Annotated in this window: 12 protein-coding genes; 3 read left to right on the top strand and 9 right to left on the bottom strand. The window is 44.2% G+C overall.

The window, feature by feature from the left end; genetic code table 11:
- Positions 1-46: 46 nt before the first annotated feature.
- Positions 47-1,453 carry a Cof-type HAD-IIB family hydrolase gene (locus G7Y32_RS09190; RefSeq protein WP_165208919.1) on the bottom strand — a complete coding sequence of 469 codons (1,407 nt, stop codon included), beginning with the start codon at positions 1,451-1,453 and terminating at the stop codon, positions 47-49.
- A gap of 70 nt (positions 1,454-1,523) precedes the next feature.
- Between G7Y32_RS09190 and G7Y32_RS09185 the strand changes: the two genes are divergently transcribed.
- On the top strand, positions 1,524-2,489 hold the full coding sequence (locus G7Y32_RS09185; RefSeq protein WP_165208916.1) for an asparaginase: 966 nt from the start codon (positions 1,524-1,526) through the stop codon (positions 2,487-2,489).
- A gap of 551 nt (positions 2,490-3,040) precedes the next feature.
- Here the strand turns inward: G7Y32_RS09185 and G7Y32_RS09180 are convergent.
- Positions 3,041-3,388: a MerR family transcriptional regulator gene (locus G7Y32_RS09180; RefSeq protein ID WP_165208913.1), complete on the bottom strand. Its 348-nt coding sequence runs from the start codon at positions 3,386-3,388 to the stop codon at positions 3,041-3,043.
- An 86-nt stretch (positions 3,389-3,474) separates the two neighbouring features.
- Here G7Y32_RS09180 and G7Y32_RS09175 point away from each other — a divergent pair, with 86 nt between their 5' ends.
- On the top strand, positions 3,475-3,837 hold the full coding sequence (locus G7Y32_RS09175; protein WP_165208909.1) for a carboxymuconolactone decarboxylase family protein: 363 nt from the start codon (positions 3,475-3,477) through the stop codon (positions 3,835-3,837).
- A gap of 54 nt (positions 3,838-3,891) precedes the next feature.
- On the opposite strand, the gene recG is transcribed toward G7Y32_RS09175, so the two are convergent.
- On the bottom strand, positions 3,892-5,907 hold the full coding sequence (gene recG / locus G7Y32_RS09170) for an ATP-dependent DNA helicase RecG (protein ID WP_165208905.1): 2,016 nt from the start codon (positions 5,905-5,907) through the stop codon (positions 3,892-3,894).
- 258 nt (positions 5,908-6,165) lie between these two features.
- On the opposite strand from recG, the gene G7Y32_RS09165 reads away from it, so the two are divergent.
- Positions 6,166-6,318, top strand: coding sequence for a hypothetical protein (locus G7Y32_RS09165; protein WP_165208902.1), 153 nt, complete (start codon positions 6,166-6,168; stop codon positions 6,316-6,318).
- 100 nt (positions 6,319-6,418) lie between these two features.
- On the opposite strand, the gene alr is transcribed toward G7Y32_RS09165, so the two are convergent.
- The 6 genes from alr to G7Y32_RS09135 all read right to left on the bottom strand — a co-directional run bounded on the left by alr (position 6,419) and on the right by G7Y32_RS09135 (position 18,809).
- A complete protein-coding gene (gene alr / locus G7Y32_RS09160) occupies positions 6,419-7,522 on the bottom strand; it encodes an alanine racemase (protein WP_165208898.1) in 1,104 nt (367 codons plus the stop codon).
- A 56-nt stretch (positions 7,523-7,578) separates the two neighbouring features.
- Entirely contained in the window at positions 7,579-7,932 is a 354-nt protein-coding gene (acpS, locus tag G7Y32_RS09155; protein ID WP_165208895.1) for a holo-ACP synthase, read from the bottom strand.
- 186 nt (positions 7,933-8,118) lie between these two features.
- Positions 8,119-9,177, bottom strand: a complete 1,059-nt coding sequence (locus G7Y32_RS09150; protein ID WP_165208891.1) for a 3-deoxy-7-phosphoheptulonate synthase — start codon at positions 9,175-9,177, stop codon at positions 8,119-8,121.
- Position 9,178: 1 nt separating this feature from the next.
- Complete coding sequence (locus tag G7Y32_RS09145; protein ID WP_165208886.1) at positions 9,179-10,210, bottom strand: 3-deoxy-7-phosphoheptulonate synthase; 1,032 nt, start codon at positions 10,208-10,210, stop codon at positions 9,179-9,181.
- A 488-nt stretch (positions 10,211-10,698) separates the two neighbouring features.
- Positions 10,699-13,233 carry a preprotein translocase subunit SecA gene (gene secA, locus G7Y32_RS09140; protein ID WP_165208882.1) on the bottom strand — a complete coding sequence of 845 codons (2,535 nt, stop codon included), beginning with the start codon at positions 13,231-13,233 and terminating at the stop codon, positions 10,699-10,701.
- A gap of 497 nt (positions 13,234-13,730) precedes the next feature.
- On the bottom strand, positions 13,731-18,809 hold the full coding sequence (locus tag G7Y32_RS09135; protein ID WP_165213092.1) for a collagen-flanked surface repeat-containing protein: 5,079 nt from the start codon (positions 18,807-18,809) through the stop codon (positions 13,731-13,733).
- Positions 18,810-18,895 lie beyond the last annotated feature (86 nt).

The following is an 18,895-nucleotide window of genomic DNA, read 5'->3' as shown; positions in this document are numbered from 1 at the left end:
AGGATTTTTCTGATAGCTTCGGCTATTTTCAGTTAGGAAAGTAAAGCTAATCATTTAGACTGCTAGTCTCGCTGGCTTTTCGCCGCAGAGCTTTATGCAGCTGGCGATCAACTTCTCGCTTAATGGCAGGTTCTGGAGCAAAACGCTTTTCCCAATCATCTGGTTTTAAAATTTTATGAGTCACTGGGTCAAAATGGGCTTTGCCGTCCGGGAAGGTCTTCCCCATATTAGCCGCATGAACAATATCAAAAACACCACTAGGATCAACGCCCATCAGGACGAAGGAGCCATAGGTTAGATAGAGCAAATCAATCAAAGCATCAACTTGCCCAACCAGCGGACTTTCTGGATGCTTCTTGGCTTGCACCTTGGTCGCTGCCTTATCTAAAGCAGTATGCAAGTTAGCTAGGGCCTGCTCAAAGTCATCTGAGGTCTGACAGGTTGCATAAATGAATTCAACAATTTCCTCCAATTTAAAGTCAGCCCGATGGCTTGCTTCTTCAAGACCATAAACTCGAGGAGTATTGTTAGTTGCCCCATCCATAAGCCGGTGAAAATCACGCACTTTATTGAAATTATCATCAGCTGACAGAAAGTCATTTTCACTTCCCAGATGGATGAGACCATAATGGGACAGAGCCTTGGCAATACCATTTTGATTGTTGGAGTCAGTGATATAGTGAGCCGTCTGCTTGAGCGCCTCAGTCCCATTCCCCATGGCAATACCAATACCAGAACCCAGCAGCATCTCAATATCATTTTCCGAATCGCCAAAGGTCATGACTTCAGATAGCTCGAAATCAAAAATCTGACCCAAGCGTTCAATTCCCTTAATTTTGGACTGACCTTCTGAAATCAAGTCAGCTGAGTAAGGACTGGAACGAGTGATTTTAATATGAGGAAATTTTTCCTGAATCTTACTGGTCTCGCCTTCAGTTGCCACCATGACGACCTGATAGACAGGCTCTCGCATAATAGTTTTTAGGGCCTCTAAGTTCTGAGGTTTGACACGACGAATAATGTTTTTAAAGGACCGCTCAACAAACTTGGCCAGACGTTTGGGGACCAGCCGACTGGCCACTTGACCAAAGCGGGAAGTTCCCATATTGATGATATTAGAACCTAAGAGGCCGACCGATGTCCCTAGAGAAACCTCTCTTCGGCGTTCTTGAGCATATTTTATCAAGCGGTAAACAGTTGATTTGGGTAATTGATTCTGGTAGATAACCCGATCGCGACTGACGATGTACTGACCGTTATAGGTGACCGCAAAATCCAACCCCAGATTTTCCATGAAAGGAGCGACGAAAGCCGGACCGCGACCAGTAGCTAGGCCGACAAAGATGCCTTGATTTTTCAGCTCAGCAATAGCTTGCTGGGTCGTCCGCGAAACGTTTTTACGGTCGTTCAAAAGCGTGCCATCAATGTCAAAAAATACTGCCTTAATTGCCAAAACGCCGGCTCCTTTCCAGTCTTTTATGATAGAATAAATTATAACACAATTTCAGAAAGAAAAAAGTACGATGAAAAAAATCCTTGTTCTCCATACTGGCGGTACTATTTCCATGCAGGCAGACGATGCTGGTCAAGTTAACTCCAGCAAGGATAACCCTATGAACCATATTGGGCTAGACTTGTCCAACATTGAGTTAACCGTTCTTGATTTTCTTAATATTCCCAGCCCCCACATGACTCCTTACCACATGCTGGCCCTTTACCATAAGATTAGGGAATGCGCCGATCAGTTTGATGGAGTGGTCATCACTCATGGGACTGACACTTTAGAAGAAACAGCCTATTTTTTGGATACCATGGCAATCCCAGAGATTCCCATTGTTTTGACAGGAGCCATGCGGTCATCCAATGAACTGGGAAGTGATGGCGTCTATAATTACCTGTCAGCCATTCGAGTAGCCAGTCACAATAAGGCGACAGACAAGGGAGTTCTGGTAGTCATGAACGATGAAATTCATGCAGCCAAGTATGTGACCAAGACCCACACCACCAATGTGGCTACCTTTAATACCCCAACCCACGGTCCCCTTGGCATTATTATGAAACATGACATTCTCTTTTTTAAAACGGCAGAACCTAGGGTCCGTTTTGACTTAGATACCATCACCGGAACGGTGCCCATCATCAAGGCTTATGCTGGCATGGGAGTGGGCGAGGGGATTATCAGTCTTTTAGATCCGCAGAAAATTGATGGGGTAGTTATCGAGGCCTTAGGTGCTGGAAACCTACCACCCGAAGCAGCGAGTGAGTTGGAATGGCTGATGAGTCAAAACGTGCCAGTTGTGCTTGTCTCTCGCTGCTTCAATGGCATTGCCGAGCCCGTCTACGCCTATCCTGGTGGGGGCGCTAAATTGCAGGAATCTGGGGTTATGTTTGTCAAGGAACTCAATAGTCAAAAGGCCAGACTCAAGCTTCTTATCGCTCTCAGTGCTGGGTTAAAAGGAAAAGCATTAAAAGAATATATTGAGGGATAACAATGGAGGAAGAACAAGACCAGTAGCCGCACTCGGTGACCAACTTAATTCGCCAGACTGTTTAACCTATAGGTATAATACTGTATTCTCGCTGATACTGATTAATGCTTAAAGCATCCAGTCTACCATCACGAATCCCCACTACGTTAAGAGAGCTATTTCGAAATAGAAGGCTGGAAAAAAGTATTCCAGCCTTCTATTTTTTTGCAGTAATAACAGTTTAACGCAGTGGTTGAAAGTAAGACCTGTTGGCTATACCAAGAAGTCTTACCCCTGCACAGTTCATTAAGTACTTTAGTCAGCACCAATGAACCACTGCTGATTGGAGGTCCTTATCTTGGGGTGCAGTCCCATTTTCAGGCACCCCCTTAAACAGTCCACTGGACTGTTTAACTACTCTGCAATTGTTAGCGGCCATCCTAGTCAGCTGTGCGGAGATGGGACGACGAAGTCAATTTATATAAAAAATTGGTTTCTTATACGTAATCTTCAAAGATTACAATGTTTTGTGGGTGAGAGCGAAGCCATCATGGCTGTTTGTCCCACTCTCTTCATTTCATCATATCTCGGTAAATAGCCATTTTATCCTTCAAATTTTCCATAAACAATTGATAATCGGCTATCTTAGATTCCAGAAAAAGTTGGTGTTCTTGTAAAATGTCAAAACGCTCTTTAACAGTTTCCTCACCCTGATATCGCAAATCGGCATAGCGTTTGATTTGGGATAAGGGCATTCCCATGGCCTTTAAGCGTTTAATGAACTCAGCAAATTCTAAATCCTTTTCCGAAAACTCACGAATACCATTATGACGTTGGACCTGCAGGAAACCTTGCTTTTCATAATACCTTAATGTACTCTCTTTAATCCCCGTTTTTTTAGCAAATTCACTAATTTTCATTTTTCCCTTGACTTAAACCTCCCTTTAAGTTTTACAATCAGTATATCACATGAATTTGTGAAATAAAAAATGAAAAGAGAAATCTTATGACACAATCGCGCTTTGACATTGGTTTAGAAAAATTCGCTGAAATTGACGGGGAGTTAGGACAGGCCACCAAAGAAAATTTAGACCAAATTTCGCCTGACCTTTCTAGAATGGTCATTGAAATGTTTGGGGATGTTTACAAAAGAGAAGGATTATCCCTAAGAACACGGGAACTTATAGCCATATCTACCTTGCTGGCTATGGGAGGCTGTGAAGAACAGCTACGGATGCACACTTATGCTGCCTTATCTGCTGGTGTGACCAAAGAAGAAATCGTTGAGATTTTGATTCAAGACATCAACTATTGTGGTATTGCTAGAGTTTTAAATGCTGCTAAGGTCATCAAGGAAGTTTTAGCCTAAACCACTTAACCATTCAGAAAGGAAAAATTTCTTTTCTGAATTTTTTATTGTTTTCTAATCAAAATTTCCTTGTTCTTTTAAATTGGCTGAGAGCATAGACCAACGGGGATCAGCCTGCCAATCCTTCTGAGTAACAATTTGACTGGCAACTTTTCTGGCTTCCTCTAAGATATTATAGTCTTCGACAATATCTGCCACTTGAAACTCCGGAATTCCCGACTGACGGGTACCAAAGATTTCACCAGACCCCCGCATTTTCAGATCTTCCTCAGCCAGAACAAAACCATCAGTAGTCTCACACATGGCTTGCATCCGCCGTTTACCAACCTCATTTTTAGGATTGGCTACCAGAACACAGTAGGACTGCTTATCACCCCGACCGACTCGGCCTCGCAGTTGGTGGAGTTGGCTGAGACCAAAGCGGTCGGCATCCATAATAATCATGACTGTGGCATTGGGAACATTGACTCCGACTTCGATCACAGTCGTTGAAACCAGAACTTGCAGCTTTCCATCATTGAAGTCCTGCATAATCTGATCTTTTTCATCATTTTTCATGCGACCGTGCATGAGGGATATCTGAGTTTGGGCTCCGAAGAAATCAACCAGCTCTTGGTGCAAATCAAGAGCATTTTTCAAATCCAGACTCTCGGATTCTTCAATCAAGGGGGAAATAACATAGGCTTGAGCTCCTTTGCCTACTTCTCCCTGCAACCAAGTTAGGACTGTTTCTAATTGCTCATGTTTAACCCAGCGGGTAATAATGGGCTTACGCCCAGCTGGCATCTGGTCAATAACAGAGACATCCATTTCGCCAAAAGCCGTAATGGCCAAAGTTCTAGGGATAGGAGTAGCTGTCATCATGAGAACATCAGGATTATTCCCCTTTTCACGGAAAATTCGGCGCTGATTAACGCCAAAACGGTGCTGCTCATCGGTAATGACCAACCCCAACTTGTGGTAGGAAACCCCGTCTTGGATTAAGGAATGAGTTCCAACAATCATATCCACCGAACCGTCTGCAATCCCAGTCAGAGCTGCCTTTTTAACCGCTGATTTCATGCCAGCAGTCAAGAGAGCAATGTTAAGATCAGGAAAGAGCTTAATCAGGCTCTCAAAATGCTGTTGGGCCAAGATTTCTGTCGGTACCATCAGGGCTGATTGAAAGCCTGCTGTATAGGCTGCATACATAGCCAGACTGGCGATGACTGTCTTGCCAGAGCCCACATCACCTTGCAAAAGCCGATTCATGTGAGCACCTGATTTCATGTCCGCTAAAATTTCTTCCAAACTCCGCTTCTGGGCCTGAGTCAAACTAAAGGGGAGCTGGTCAATCTCTTTTTTGAGGGCCTGCTCGTCGTAAGGGATAGCTAGTCCGTTGCTTGCCGCCCTGTTTTGCGATTTAAGAACCTGCAAATTGAGCTGAAAATAAAAGAGTTCTTCAAATTTAATTCGTCGCAAGGCCTGCTTGTATTCAGCTAGGTCTTTTGGAAAATGCATAGCCCTAGTTGCTGTCTGACGATCTAAAAGACGATACCTTGCTAGCAGGTCCTGAGGCAGATTCTCTTCAAGTTCTTCCAAAGCTCCGCTATCAAAGGCTGCCTTGATGGCCTTGACTAAGGCATTTTGCGAAATTCCTTGGGCTACATGGTAGACTGGCTGTATATCATCTTGGACCTGAGCTAGGACCTTCATACCTGTCACAGCTGATTTGCGAGCATCCCACTTGCCAAAAATAGCAACTTCTTGCCCCAGCTCAATTTTATCGGCTAGATAAGGTTGGTTGAAAAAACTGACTGCAATCACAGCATCACCCTGCTTGAGCTTAAAGGATAGACGATTGCGCTTAAAACCATAATATTGAACATTGGCAGGTGTCACAACAGTTCCTGTAACAACAGCCTTTTCCCCATCGATCAGTTCGGCGACAGACCTAGCCTTAAAATCCTCATAGCGAAAAGGATAGTAAAGTAGGAGATCCTCCACTGTATAAAGGCCTAACTTGGTAAATTTTTCAGCGGACTTGGGCCCAAATCCCTTGAGTACCGCAATTGGTTGGTCACATAACATGAGTTTATTATAACATACCGTCCGACTGGAAGGATACTCAGCTACTATAGCCGATTCCTATGATTGCCAAAATTAAATTATCAGATTTTTATAATAATATCCCGTTCACGACATATTTTGACCGTTTCACGACAAGTATATATTATCACTGACATTTTATGCTACTATATTCCTGCCTAATATATTTGAAGAAAATTTTTCTAAATTCTTATCAAGTTCATCTCTTGCATTTTCACCATATCAGGAGGCCAGCAGGATATGCGAAAACAAAAATTAGCATCCTTACTGATTTTAGTAGTTTTAGGAATCACAAATTTATTTAGACATCTGGGATTATTAGCGCAAGTGATTAACCTCCTTGGCCTCTCCCTTTTGCTATATGCAATTCTTACGGATAAGGATAAAAGCTAACGAGACTAGCTGAAAAATAGGCTTAATCCCCCCTTAAATAATAGAAATAGCCCCCACTGAAACAACAACGGTTGCTAAGTGAGGGCTGTTTGATTACTTTTTATTCATATTCTCTCGGTACACGATCACTAAGTAGGCAGAGTACTTCATAGTTAATCGTTCCCCGCTTTTGAGCCACATCGGTGGCTGAAATGGTTTGATCAACGCTTGTACCAATTAGAGTCACTTTTGTCCCCAAAGGATAACTTTGAGGCAATTTGACTGTAATCTGATCCATAGACACACGTCCGACAATGGGGCATCTCTGCCCATCAATCAAAACATCAAATCCTTGCATATCCCGGGTCCAGCCATCCGCATAGCCAAGAGGCAGGGTACCGATCCATTCTTCCTCAGAACTAGTATAAGTGGCCCCGTAACCTATATCTGTGCCAACCGGAACTTTTTTCACATGAACTAAGGCAGACTCCAAGGTCAGAGCAGGTTTTATTGTATAGGGTAAAGTCAACTCACAACCGCTAGGATTGAGACCATAAATAACCAAGCCTAAGCGAACAGCGGTAAAAATGCCCTCCCTGTGCCAAAGACTCGTTGCCGAATTACTCGCGTGAACAATTTCTGGGCAATAATCTAAGCCTGCTACTAACTCCTTGAAAAAAGCCAGTTGTTCTTGGAACTTATGATCATCAGCTTCATCAGCTGTAGCAAAATGGGTAAAAATCCCTCTGACCTGACTGCCAGCCTTCAATAGTCCTGAAATCAAGTCGTTAGCCTCAGCCAGACTGCGAACCCCAATTCGCCCCATACCTGAATCTACAGCAACATGAATCAAAATTCCTTCTAAATCAAGCTGCTTCTGCTGAGCTGCTTCTAACCATTCTAAACTGGCTACTGTCAGAGTCAGGCGATAATCTCGAGCTAGGGCAACTTCATCTGGCAGAACCACACCTAAGATGAGAATAGGCTTTCTTATTCCAGCCTGACGCAACTCAATCCCTTCATCAATATTAGAAACACAGAAACCATCTACCAACCTTTGAATATGGCTGGCAACAGCAACAGCTCCATGTCCATAGGCATTGGCCTTAACAACAGCAAAGGTTTTAACTGCTTGAGGAATACGATCCTGAACCTGTTTAATATTATTTGAAATAGCTGACAAATCAACCTTAGCCAGAGTTGGTCGGTGTAAACTTGAAATCATATCAGAACCTCTTTTTTGATTTTATTTCAAAGACAGTAAAAAAATTCTAACTTCCGCTAATCCACTTCCAAAATCACACTGGCTTGAACAAAACCACCGCTATGAGAAATAGAGACAAAAGCATTACCTGAGAAGACCTTGCTGGTAATAATAGGAGCTCCTTTTTCATTAGTTGCCACCTCAATATCATGAAAACGTAATTTACCGATTCCAGTCCCCCAGGCCTTGGCAAAAGCTTCCTTGGCTGACCAGCGTCCTGCCAGATATTCCATTTTTCTTCGACCTTCGAGAGAGTCAAAACGCTGAAACTCTAAATCGGTCAGAACTTTTTGAGCAAAAGCAGGATTGCGGACATAAGCTCCTTCAACCCGCGAAATCTCCTGCAAATCAATACCGTGTCCAATAATCATCTTTTATCCTTCACATAAAATTCATCCCAGCCTAGAAACCCGGGCTGACTCTTTCTTATTGCAGTATGTTTCAGTAAAATAATCCCTCGTTCAGCTTAAAAAGCGTGATTTTTAAAAAGAGATTAGCCACTGACTTCCACCTTAATCTCACGGTAAAGGAGCTGAGATTTTCCCAGCTCCCGACCATTAGTTATTTAAAAAGTCTTCAAAGGAATCCTTACCTAAGGTTTGGTAGATTTCTCGAATCAATTTTTCGGTCTTATCCCAACCCAGACATGGATCCGTAATAGATTTACCAAAGACTTCTGGCTTGTCCTGACGGCCATCTTCTAAATAAGATTCAATCATAAAGCCACGCACATACTTGTTAATCTGCTTATTCCAATCACGATTAATCAAGGTTTGCCGAACAATTCGAATTTGATCCAGATAGTTCTTGCCAGAATTATCATGATTAGTGTCGATCAGGATGAAGGGATAAGCTAATCCCATCTGCTCGTAACGTTCAATGGCCTTGACTAAAATATCATAGTAAAAATTAGGCTCATTTTCACCATGTTCATTCGTTGCTCCACGCAGAATGGCATGAGCCAGTGGATTTCCATCAGTGTCAACTTCAGCATCATGATAGATAAAGTTCTGCTTGTTCTGAGCTGCATAGATAGCATTAAACATAATATTAAGATTGCCGGAAGTTGGATTTTTCATACCAGTTGGGACATCAATCCCCGAAGCCACAAAACGATGTTCCTGATCTTCAACTGAACGCGCCCCAATCGCATGGTAGGAAACCAAGTCATCAACTAAGGGTAGATTTGAGGGATAGAGCATTTCATCTGCTGTGGTCAAACCAGTTTCGGTAATCACACGATAGTGCAGATTTCGGACTGCTGCAATCCCATTGATGAGATCGGGTAATTTTGAAGTATCCGGTTGGTGAATCAGGCCCTTGTAGCCATCACCATTAGTCCGTGGCTTAGCTGTATAGACCCGCATAACCATAAAAACACGGTCTTTAACTTCTTCCTGCAAGGCAGATAGGCGGTGAGCATATTCTAAAACAGCATCTTCATTATCGGATGAACAAGGTCCGATAACCAAGAGCAGGCGATCGTCCTCTCCTTTAATGATAGCATCTAGTTCTTTATCTCTAGCTTCTTTTTTAGCCAGTGCCTCTCCTTCAAGTTTTGACAGTTGTTTAACTTGAGCAACGTTAATTTTTTGGCTCTTTTGATGAATTCCCATATTATTTTCCTAGTGTTTCGTATATTTCGTGGATGAGTTCAGCAGTTTTATCCCAACCCAAGCAAGGGTCAGTGATAGACTTACCATAGACATCTGGTTGGTTTTGACGGCCGTCTTCTAAATAAGACTCAATCATAAAGCCACGAACAAATTTGTTAATTTTATCACTCCAGTCACGGTTAATCAGGGTTTGCCGGACGATCCGCACCTGTTCCAGATACTGCTTTCCAGAGTTATCGTGGTTAGTATCAATAACGATAAATGGATTTTCCAAGCCCATCTCTTCATACTGATCGATGGTCGCCAGAAGATCATCATAATAGTAGTTTGGCACATTCTTACCATACTCATTGAGAGCCCCCCGCAAAATAGCGTGAGCTAGAGGGTTTCCTGTTGTTTTGACTTCCTGACCGTTATAGAGGAAGTTCTGCGGAGATTGGGCAGCATACATGCCATTGAACATAACATTGAGGTTACCTGAAGTTGGATTCTTCATGCCAGTTGGGACATCAATACCCGAAGCTACAAAACGGTGTTGTTGATCTTCAACCGAACGAGCTCCAATAGCAATATAAGATACCAAATCATCAACTAAAGAGAGGTTTTCTGGATAAAGCATTTCATCTGCCGTGGTCAATCCAGTTTCGGTAATCACCCGATAATGGAGATTACGAACAGCTTTGATACCATTAATCAGATTGGGCTGACCTTGAGCATCTGGCTGGTGAACCAAACCCTTGTACCCATCACCATTGGTCCGCGGTTTAGCGGTGTAAACCCGCATCACCATAAAGACGCGTTCTTTGACCTTTTCTTGTAAATCAGCCAAACGATGGGCATAATCTAAGACAGCATCTTCATTGTCTGATGAGCAAGGACCTATAACCAAGAGCAGACGGTCGTCCTCTCCCTTGATAATCGCCTCTAGCTCTTTATCACGTGCTTCCTTACGTGATAAGGCTTGGCCGGTTAATTTAGAAATCTGCCGAACCTTCTCAACATCAATTTTGTCACTTTCTGGAATAAATGCCATACTTGCCTCCCTTTTAATATAAAATAAAACTCCGAAGAGACTTATTTTGAAGACTAGATTTGCTAGGGTAACTCCAAAAACTTGGGAGGAAATTGCCCTTACAACCCAGTAACATTTTGAATTTGTAAAAGTAAAAGTGATATAAAATACATTATATCACTTTCTAGTCTTATTTCAATCTGATTTTAGACAGTTATGCAACTCTATACCAGCATTAAGAACTTGTATTCACATTTTTTGACAGTTAGCCTTATGTGGTAGGGACGCAAGCGACCTCCTAACGGAGTTCCATTGCTCATTTTCAAGCCAGAGTCTTGAAAATCCCCTCGACGATTGACTTAAATAGGACAATCGTCTTTTTACCACGGCGGCAACTGTCTGTTTTGAGCGACCTTATGGTCGCTTTTCCCAGCTGACGCTAAGAATTTAAACTTGTGAATACAGTTTCTAAGTTCTGCTGACTTTAAACGGCTCAACAATCTGCCTGCCTAACTAACCCGACGACGGCCGTGGCAATTTTTGAACTTCTTACCAGAACCGCACGGACAAGGATCATTGCGCTTGACATCGGTGAAGTCAAGGTCTTGATCTGCTACTACTTGACCAGACCTTTGAGCTGCAATATTAGCCGCTGCAGTTGTATGAGCCTGAGCTGTTGTTTTTTCCCGTTCTTGCTGATGAATTTGTGCCTTCATCATCAGACGAGTCACATCAAACTCAATGGCTCCAATCATATCATTGAACATGCGGAAACTTTCAGATTGGTATTCAACGATAGGGTTATTCTGGGCATACCCACGCAGACCAACGGAATTACGCAATTGATCAAGAGCATCGATATGGTCGGTCCATTTGTTATCCACAACTCGTAAAATCAGCACCTTTTGAAACTCGATAACAGACTCTTGATCCGGCAGCTTAGCGATCTGCGAATCGTAAACGTCCATAGCGCGGTCGTAGAGTTCATCCTTCATTTCTTCATAAGACCACTCATCTAAGTCATCCATACTGATAGAATCTTCAGGCAGGAGATTATTGTGAGCAAAATTAAGAATAGCTTCCAAGGCTTCGTCAACATTACTATTGCGACTATGACCATCTATGGTACGGTCAATGGTCCGCCGAATCATCGCTTTAATTTCTGGGCCAAGATCGCGTTCAGCCGTAATAACATCATAACGCTCGGCATAGATGATTTCACGCTGTTCCCGCATGACATCATCGTATTGGAGGACTTGTTTCCGAATATCGTAGTTATTTCCTTCAACGCGTTTTTGAGCAGACTCCACCTGACTGGTCAGAAGGCGCGATTTTATCACCACATCTTCATCCTCTGGCGAGACTCTCTCCAAGAAGAACTTAACTCGCTCAGACCCGAAACGTTTCATCAGGTCATCTTCGAAGGATAGATAAAATTGAGATTCTCCCTTGTCTCCTTGACGACCTGAACGACCGCGCAGCTGGTTATCGATCCGGCGGCTTTCATGGCGTTCTGTACCAATAACGCAAAGGCCGCCTAACTCTACAACACCCTTACCAAGCTTAATGTCTGTACCCCGACCAGCCATATTGGTTGCAATGGTAACAGCGCCGCGTTGCCCCGCATTCATAATAATTTGCGCTTCTTTTTCGTGGTTCTTGGCATTTAGGACCTCATGCGGAATACCAGCCTTTTGCAACTTCTTAGAGATTAAATCAGAAGTCTCAACTGCTACGGTACCGACCAAAACAGGCTGTCCTTTTTCATGACGTTCCTTAATATCTTCAATAACCGCCCTAAACTTAGCATCTGTAGTTGCAAAAAGCAAGTCTGGGTGGTCAATACGCTGGACAGGTCGGTTGGTTGGAATCGGAATGACCCGCATGTTGTAAATTTCACGGAACTCTTCTTCCTCAGTTTTACCAGTACCAGTCATCCCTGAGAGCTTACGATACATCCGGAACATATTTTGATAAGTGATTGAAGCCGACGTCTTGGATTCATCTTGAATTGGCACACCTTCTTTAGCTTCAATGGCTTGGTGGAGACCGTCAGAAAAACGCCGTCCTTCCATGGTTCGACCAGTGAACTGATCGACAATGAGAACTTCTCCTTCAGAAACCACATAGTCCATATTAAGAGTCATGATATAGTTGGCCCGCAAAGCATTATCAATATAATGGGTCAAGGCAACATTATCAATATCGTAAAGGTTTTCTAAATTGAAGAATTCCTCAGCCTTATCAATTCCTGAGTCCATAAGGCCAATGGTCTTAGAAGGGACATCAATAGCATAATCGACAGATTCCAACGTCTTAACAAACTTATCAGCCCGTGTATAGAGAGCACTAGTTTCGGAACTGACAGGCCCTGATACGATCAAAGGTGTCCGCGCTTCGTCAATTAGAACCGAGTCAACTTCATCAACCAGAGCGTAGTTAAGCGGACGCTGTACCATATCCTCCTTGCGGACAACCATGTTATCACGAAGATAATCAAATCCGACTTCTGAGTTGGTTGAATAAGTAATGTCACAGTTATAAGCTTCCCGCTTTTCAGCTGGCGACTTAGAAGACAAGTTAATCCCAACCGAGAGACCAAGCCAGCTGTAAAGCTCTCCCATCTCAGTGGCATCACGAGCGGAAAGATATTCGTTGACGGTAATAACATGAACCCCATCGCCTGCTAAGGCATTGAGGTAAACAGGCATAGTTGCCGTCAACGTTTTACCTTCACCAGTCCGCATTTCTGAAACATCACCATTGTGGAGAACAATCCCCCCCATGATTTGCACACGGTAAGGGAAGAGGCCAAGCACCCGCTTAGCGCCTTCACGAACAACCGCAAATGCCTCAAACAGCAATTGATCCAGCGTCTCTCCCTCTTGATAACGCTTCTTAAATTCCTCAGTTTTGCCTTGAAGTTCTGAATCTGACAATGCTTCCATTTCGTCCGCATAAGATTCAACCTTCTTGGCCATCTTTTCTAATTTTCTAATTTCGCCTCTGTCATTTTCAATGACCTTGCGTAAAATATTTGCCATCTCTTTTCCTTTCGATAGTCACTAACATCATATTTTATCATAAAAGCCATACCGATACAATAATTCAACTAGCCTAATCCATTCAAAATACTAGGTTGAATTGGCCATTTATTTTTCTAACAACAAAGTATCTGGCAGCCTGCTATGGATAGTCAGATTTAATAGGCTTATTCAAAAATAAGTCAGATTACAATTAATTCAGTTCGTAACTCAAATCGCTTCCCTTGATTGCGATAGGAATAAACTATAATTGAAAAGTCTTAAATTTGGCATTGAAATGTTCCTCTTCTATGCGAATAAACACTATTGCATAACCTATCTTTCTCGGTTAGTTGATGATGAAATGATCAATGTTTGCTACATCAATACAGATACCACAAAACTCAAATCACTTTAAGCTAAAAAGCAACAGTCAATCAACTGTTGCTTTTACTGTATGGGACTATTTATCAACTTAGACCTAAATGAAGCTAAATTTAACTTCCGTATTGCGTTAATTAAATATCGCCATCTTGTCTTTTTCCAAATACCCCAACCATGACTACAAGGACAAGAGCGCTACCTGCAAGACTAGCAAAACTTAGATTTTTATCACCTGTCTCTGGTAAACGTTTTGACTGTCTATCATGCTTTTTCGTCACCAACTGTACAGGTACTTCATTAACAACGACGCTGGTCTTTCTACTCTCACTAGAAACTGAATTTGGAAGATCAGTATCATGAGTCCCCGGATCGTCAGATGAATCAGGAGTAGGGGCATTAGGTACAATTGGAGGGAGCGGAGGCAGAGGTTGACCAGGAATTACCGGCGGACAACCACAGATACCGCCACGACCATCTTTTCCATCCCTAACAGTCACTGTTGACGTTGATCCATCTGCATTCGTTACTGTAATCGTATAGCTACCATCATGATTATCGGTAACTTGTACGATTGGTGCTTTACCATCTTTACCGTCTTTACCATCTCTTACAGTTACTGATGAGGTTGTTCCATCGCCATTCATTAGCGTAATAGTATATGTACCATTTCCGTTATCTTTAACGGTTGCAGTAGCCGATTTACCGTCCCTGCCGTCTACACCGTCACGACCAGCGGCTCCGGTGTCTCCTTTGTCACCCTTATCGCCTTTAACGCCTTGGGCACCATCGGAAACGGTAACGCTGCTCTTTTCGTCGTCAGAAACGATGCCATCACCGTTAGTATCGGTTCCTGTGGTGATCGTCTTAATACCGTCGTGATTATCCACGACATTGACAAAGCCTGCGGCGCCGGCTTTACCGTCCTTGCCGTCTACGCCGTCACGACCTGTAGCTCCGGTATCACCCTTGGCACCTTGGGCACCGGTGTCTCCTTTTTCACCCTTATCGCCTTTAACGCCTTGGGCGCCATCAGAAACAGTGACACGGCTCTTCTCATTTTCTGAGACTACACCATCGCCATTAGTATCCGTACCTGTAGTGATTGTCTTGGTGCCGTTGTGGTTATCCACGACATCGACGAAACCGGCGGCACCAGCTTTACCATCTACGCCATCACGACCGGCGGCACCTGTATCGCCCTTGTCACCCTTGGCACCTTGGGCGCCATCGGAAACAATTACGCTGGTCTTCTCATCGTCAGAAATGATGCCGTCACCGTCGATATCCGTACCTGTGGTGATTGTCTTGGTGCCATTGTGGTTATCGACAACATTGACGTAACCCGCGGCGCCTGCTTTGCCGTCTACGCCGTCACGACCTGTAGCTCCGGTATCACCCTTGTCACCTTTAACACCTTGGGCTCCGTCTGAAACTGTCACGCTGTTTTTCTCATCGTCAGAAACGACACCATCGCCGTTAGTATCGGTGCCAGTCGTAATTGTCTTGGTGCCGTTATTGTTATCTACAACATTGACGAAGCCGGCGGCACCTGCTTTACCGTCTACACCATCGCGACCTGCAACGCCTGTGTCTCCTTTATCACCCTTGTCACCTTTGGCACCTTGGGCTCCATCGGAAACCGTCACGCTGCTCTTTTCATCGTCAGAAACGATGCCATCACCGTTGGTATCCGTACCAGTCGTAATCGTCTTGGTGCCGTTGTGGTTATCCACAACATCGACGAAACCGGCGGCACCTGCTTTACCGTCTTTGCCATCTCGGCCATCTCGACCTGCGGCTCCGGTATCTCCTTTAGCTCCTTGGGCTCCATCGGAAACAGTGACATGGCTCTTTTCATCTTCTGAGACCACACCATCGCCATTAGTATCCGTACCTGTGGTGATCGTCTTAGTGCCATTGTTGTTATCCTTGACATCAACGAAGCCTGCGGCGCCGGCTTTACCGTCCTTGCCATCTACACCATCGCGACCTGCAGCTCCGGTATCGCCTTTGTCACCTTTAGCTCCGGTGTCTCCTTTTTCACCCTTATCGCCTTTGGCACCAGTATCACCTTTGGCACCATCAGAAACAGTAACACTGTTCTTCTCATCGTCAGAAACGATGCCATCACCGTTAGTGTCTGTACCAGTTGTAATTGTCTTGGTACCATCGTGGTTATCAACAACATTGACGTAACCAGCCGCACCAGCTTTACCATCTACGCCGTCACGGCCATCGCGACCGGCAGCTCCAGTATCTCCTTTAGCGCCTTTATCTCCCTTGTCGCCTTTAGCGCCTTGGGCTCCATCGGAAACCGTCACGCTGCTCTTTTCATCGTCAGAAACGATGCCATCACCGTTGGTATCCGTACCAGTCGTAATCGTCTTGGTGCCGTTGTGGTTATCCACAACATCGACGAAACCGGCGGCACCTGCTTTACCGTCTTTGCCATCTACGCCATCTCGGCCATCTCGACCTGCAGCTCCGGTATCGCCTTTATCACCTTTGGCTCCTTGGGCTCCATCGGAAACAGTGACACGGCTCTTTTCATCTTCTGAGACCACACCATCACCGTTAGTATCGGTTCCTGTGGTGATCGTCTTGGTGCCATCGTGGTTATCGACGACATTGACGTAACCCGCGGCGCCTGCTTTACCATCTACGCCATCGCGACCTGCGGCTCCGGTATCGCCTTTGTCACCTTTTTCACCTTTAATAGTATTAACAGTAAATTGTGCCGAAGCTTCTTGTCCAAAGGCATCAGTGTATTTAACCGTGTAGGTACCATTTTCACCCGGTGTAATCTCGAGCTTAGGTTTCTGAGTATTAATTGAATAGGTGAAGACATTGCCATTCTGCTCAATATTAAGACCGTTTCCTGCGCGGAAGGTAATGGTATCACCACCATGAACCTGCTGAGCATCAGGGGCAACATTGGTATCGTTCACTTGATTTTGCGTACCTGTTCCAGCAGTACCGGATGTAGCAATCCAATGATAATCTCTGGTCAGAAGGTACAATTGCGAACCGTTGACAGCATCTGTGGAACTTTCAGAAATAGCTCCCGCTGCAACATTTTTGATTTGACGTTCTTTATCTTTATAACCAACTGAAACCTGATCGCCATCAGCTTTCACCTGACCGGCAAAACCGGAATAAGTAATATTATTGACAGTTGCTTCATTCTCTGCGGTTGCTTCTGAATCTGTTCTAGAATATGCACCAAGAGCAACAGAATTATAATAAGTAGATTCAGCTGAAGGACCAACTGCTGAGGAAAGAATCGCTTTCGATTTAGCTTGGGTACCAAGCGCTATACTGTTGGCCGCTTTGGCATTGGCATAGTAGCCCACACTAACACTTGAATCGGCATCGGCAGAAGCTGTATAACCAATATTTATTGCGCCGACACCGCTTGCTTTACCACCGAGGGCAATGGCTGAATTAGCGCCAGCATTGGCAGTATTACCAATAGCAATCGCATTTTCACCGTTGGCTTTTGTATAAGTACCAAGAGCAACTGCACCGCCCTTATTATCCAAATCAACATTGGTTTCTGCATAGTAACCAATAGCGGTATCATGATTGTTGGATGGTGTTGCATTGTCGCCCAGATGAACGGTACCCACAGGATTTTCACCAGCTACAGCCCTAAATACAGAGCCGCCCGATTGGGTTGGCTGAGCAGACACGGCTGATGCATTTATCGGATTAGCCGTAAGCGAAACAGATGGCAGACCAGGACCATTTTGTTCAGCTACATATAAATGGCTTTCTGTTACATAAGTTACAGCACCTGAACCAACATAGGTACCGTCAGGGTTTGTTGCTTCAACACTAGCCTGCGACAAAATAGTATAGCTGCCGGCCTGAGCAACCTGCCCTTCAATTTTACCAGTGGATGAATCATACACTAGGCCTTCTGGCAGACCATCCTTAGTAACGGTTTCTCCCTGAATCGTTGCACTGTAGCTAAATTTAGTTGAGACCGCATTAATTCCACCATTAACGGCAATACCAGAAATTTTACGACCAGAAAAAACAGCCTGATCACTCTTAGGCAGCGCATTAACATCCAGATCAATAGTCTTGCTGGCTGTAGCCCCATCAGCGGCTTGCACAGTAGCTTTAATTGTATACTGACCAGATTGGAGGACTGCCCCCGTTAATTGGCCACTTTCAGCATCATAGAAGAGGCCGGCAGGCAGCCCATCAACTACTTCAGCTGTCCCTTCTTTAGTATAACTAAAGGACAACTCTGCCTGTGCTGCCTTACTATCTGATGTTTCCTCCTCATCTTCATCAACATTGCCCATAAGGACAAGATCAATCGCCTGACCAGATTGGGTCGCTGTGATAGCAATGGGACGGATACTGCTCGCTTCATTCAGCGATTGATAGTCACGGCCAATAGTCACACCAAGGGTGCTTTGAGCTTGACCACCACGCTGTTCAGTAGCAATTTGCCTACTATGATGCTGTGCAGAAGTCTGCCCATTACTTGCTGCAGCTGTCACCTGATTAGCAGTCTTTTGAACATAGAACGTTACATACTTGGACTTTTGAAGTTCTAAAGCTGCAACAGCTTGCGTATCAGCTTGATTTGGAGCTAAAGCATAACCTGATAAGCCTAGTTGATTTAAGTTGGCTGTTTCAGTCACAATTTTATCAGCCAAATCATCAGCAGGAATCACCAAGGATTTAGCTGGTGTCTGAGCAATCGTCGTTTCGGAACCATCAGCTCCTTGCTCAACATAACGTACCTTATAAAAAACATAGGCATTCTGCCCTGCAGCATTCACTCTAGCCGAATCACTAACGTGGCTATTTGATTGTGAGCCCTCGCTTACTTGCGAGTGATCAGCAGTTGGATCATTATCGGTAGTTTGTTCTGCATTTTGTGACGTTTCTGCCAGACTATTATTCTCCCTTGATAGGCTCGCCTGACTTTCACCAGTGCTATTGCTAACACCAGCATCCTGTGTTGGCGTCACTGCTTGATCCGAACCAACCGACTGACCGGCTGACCCTTCCGAAGACTGAACAGCTACGACTGTAGACTGAGTTTGGGGCTGCTCTTCAGCGAGAACGCTACCTGTAGCGAACAAACTGACCCCAATCAAGGCCGAAGCTGCGCCAAACTTAAACTTACGAATAGAAAAGTATTCTTTCCTTTGAATAGAATACTTAGATTTCCTAGGCTTAGGTTTCATAGAATGTATCCATCCCTCTCTAAAGATTTTATGTTGATTATAAACACTTTTAAACATCTATTGTCAAAAGCAAGCACAATCACTCT

This window comes from Streptococcus tangpeifui (assembly GCF_011038795.1).
Taxonomy (GTDB): domain Bacteria; phylum Bacillota; class Bacilli; order Lactobacillales; family Streptococcaceae; genus Streptococcus; species Streptococcus tangpeifui.
The sequence above is the reverse complement of the archived record's forward strand: the minus strand, read 5'-3'. Positions and strand labels throughout refer to the sequence as shown.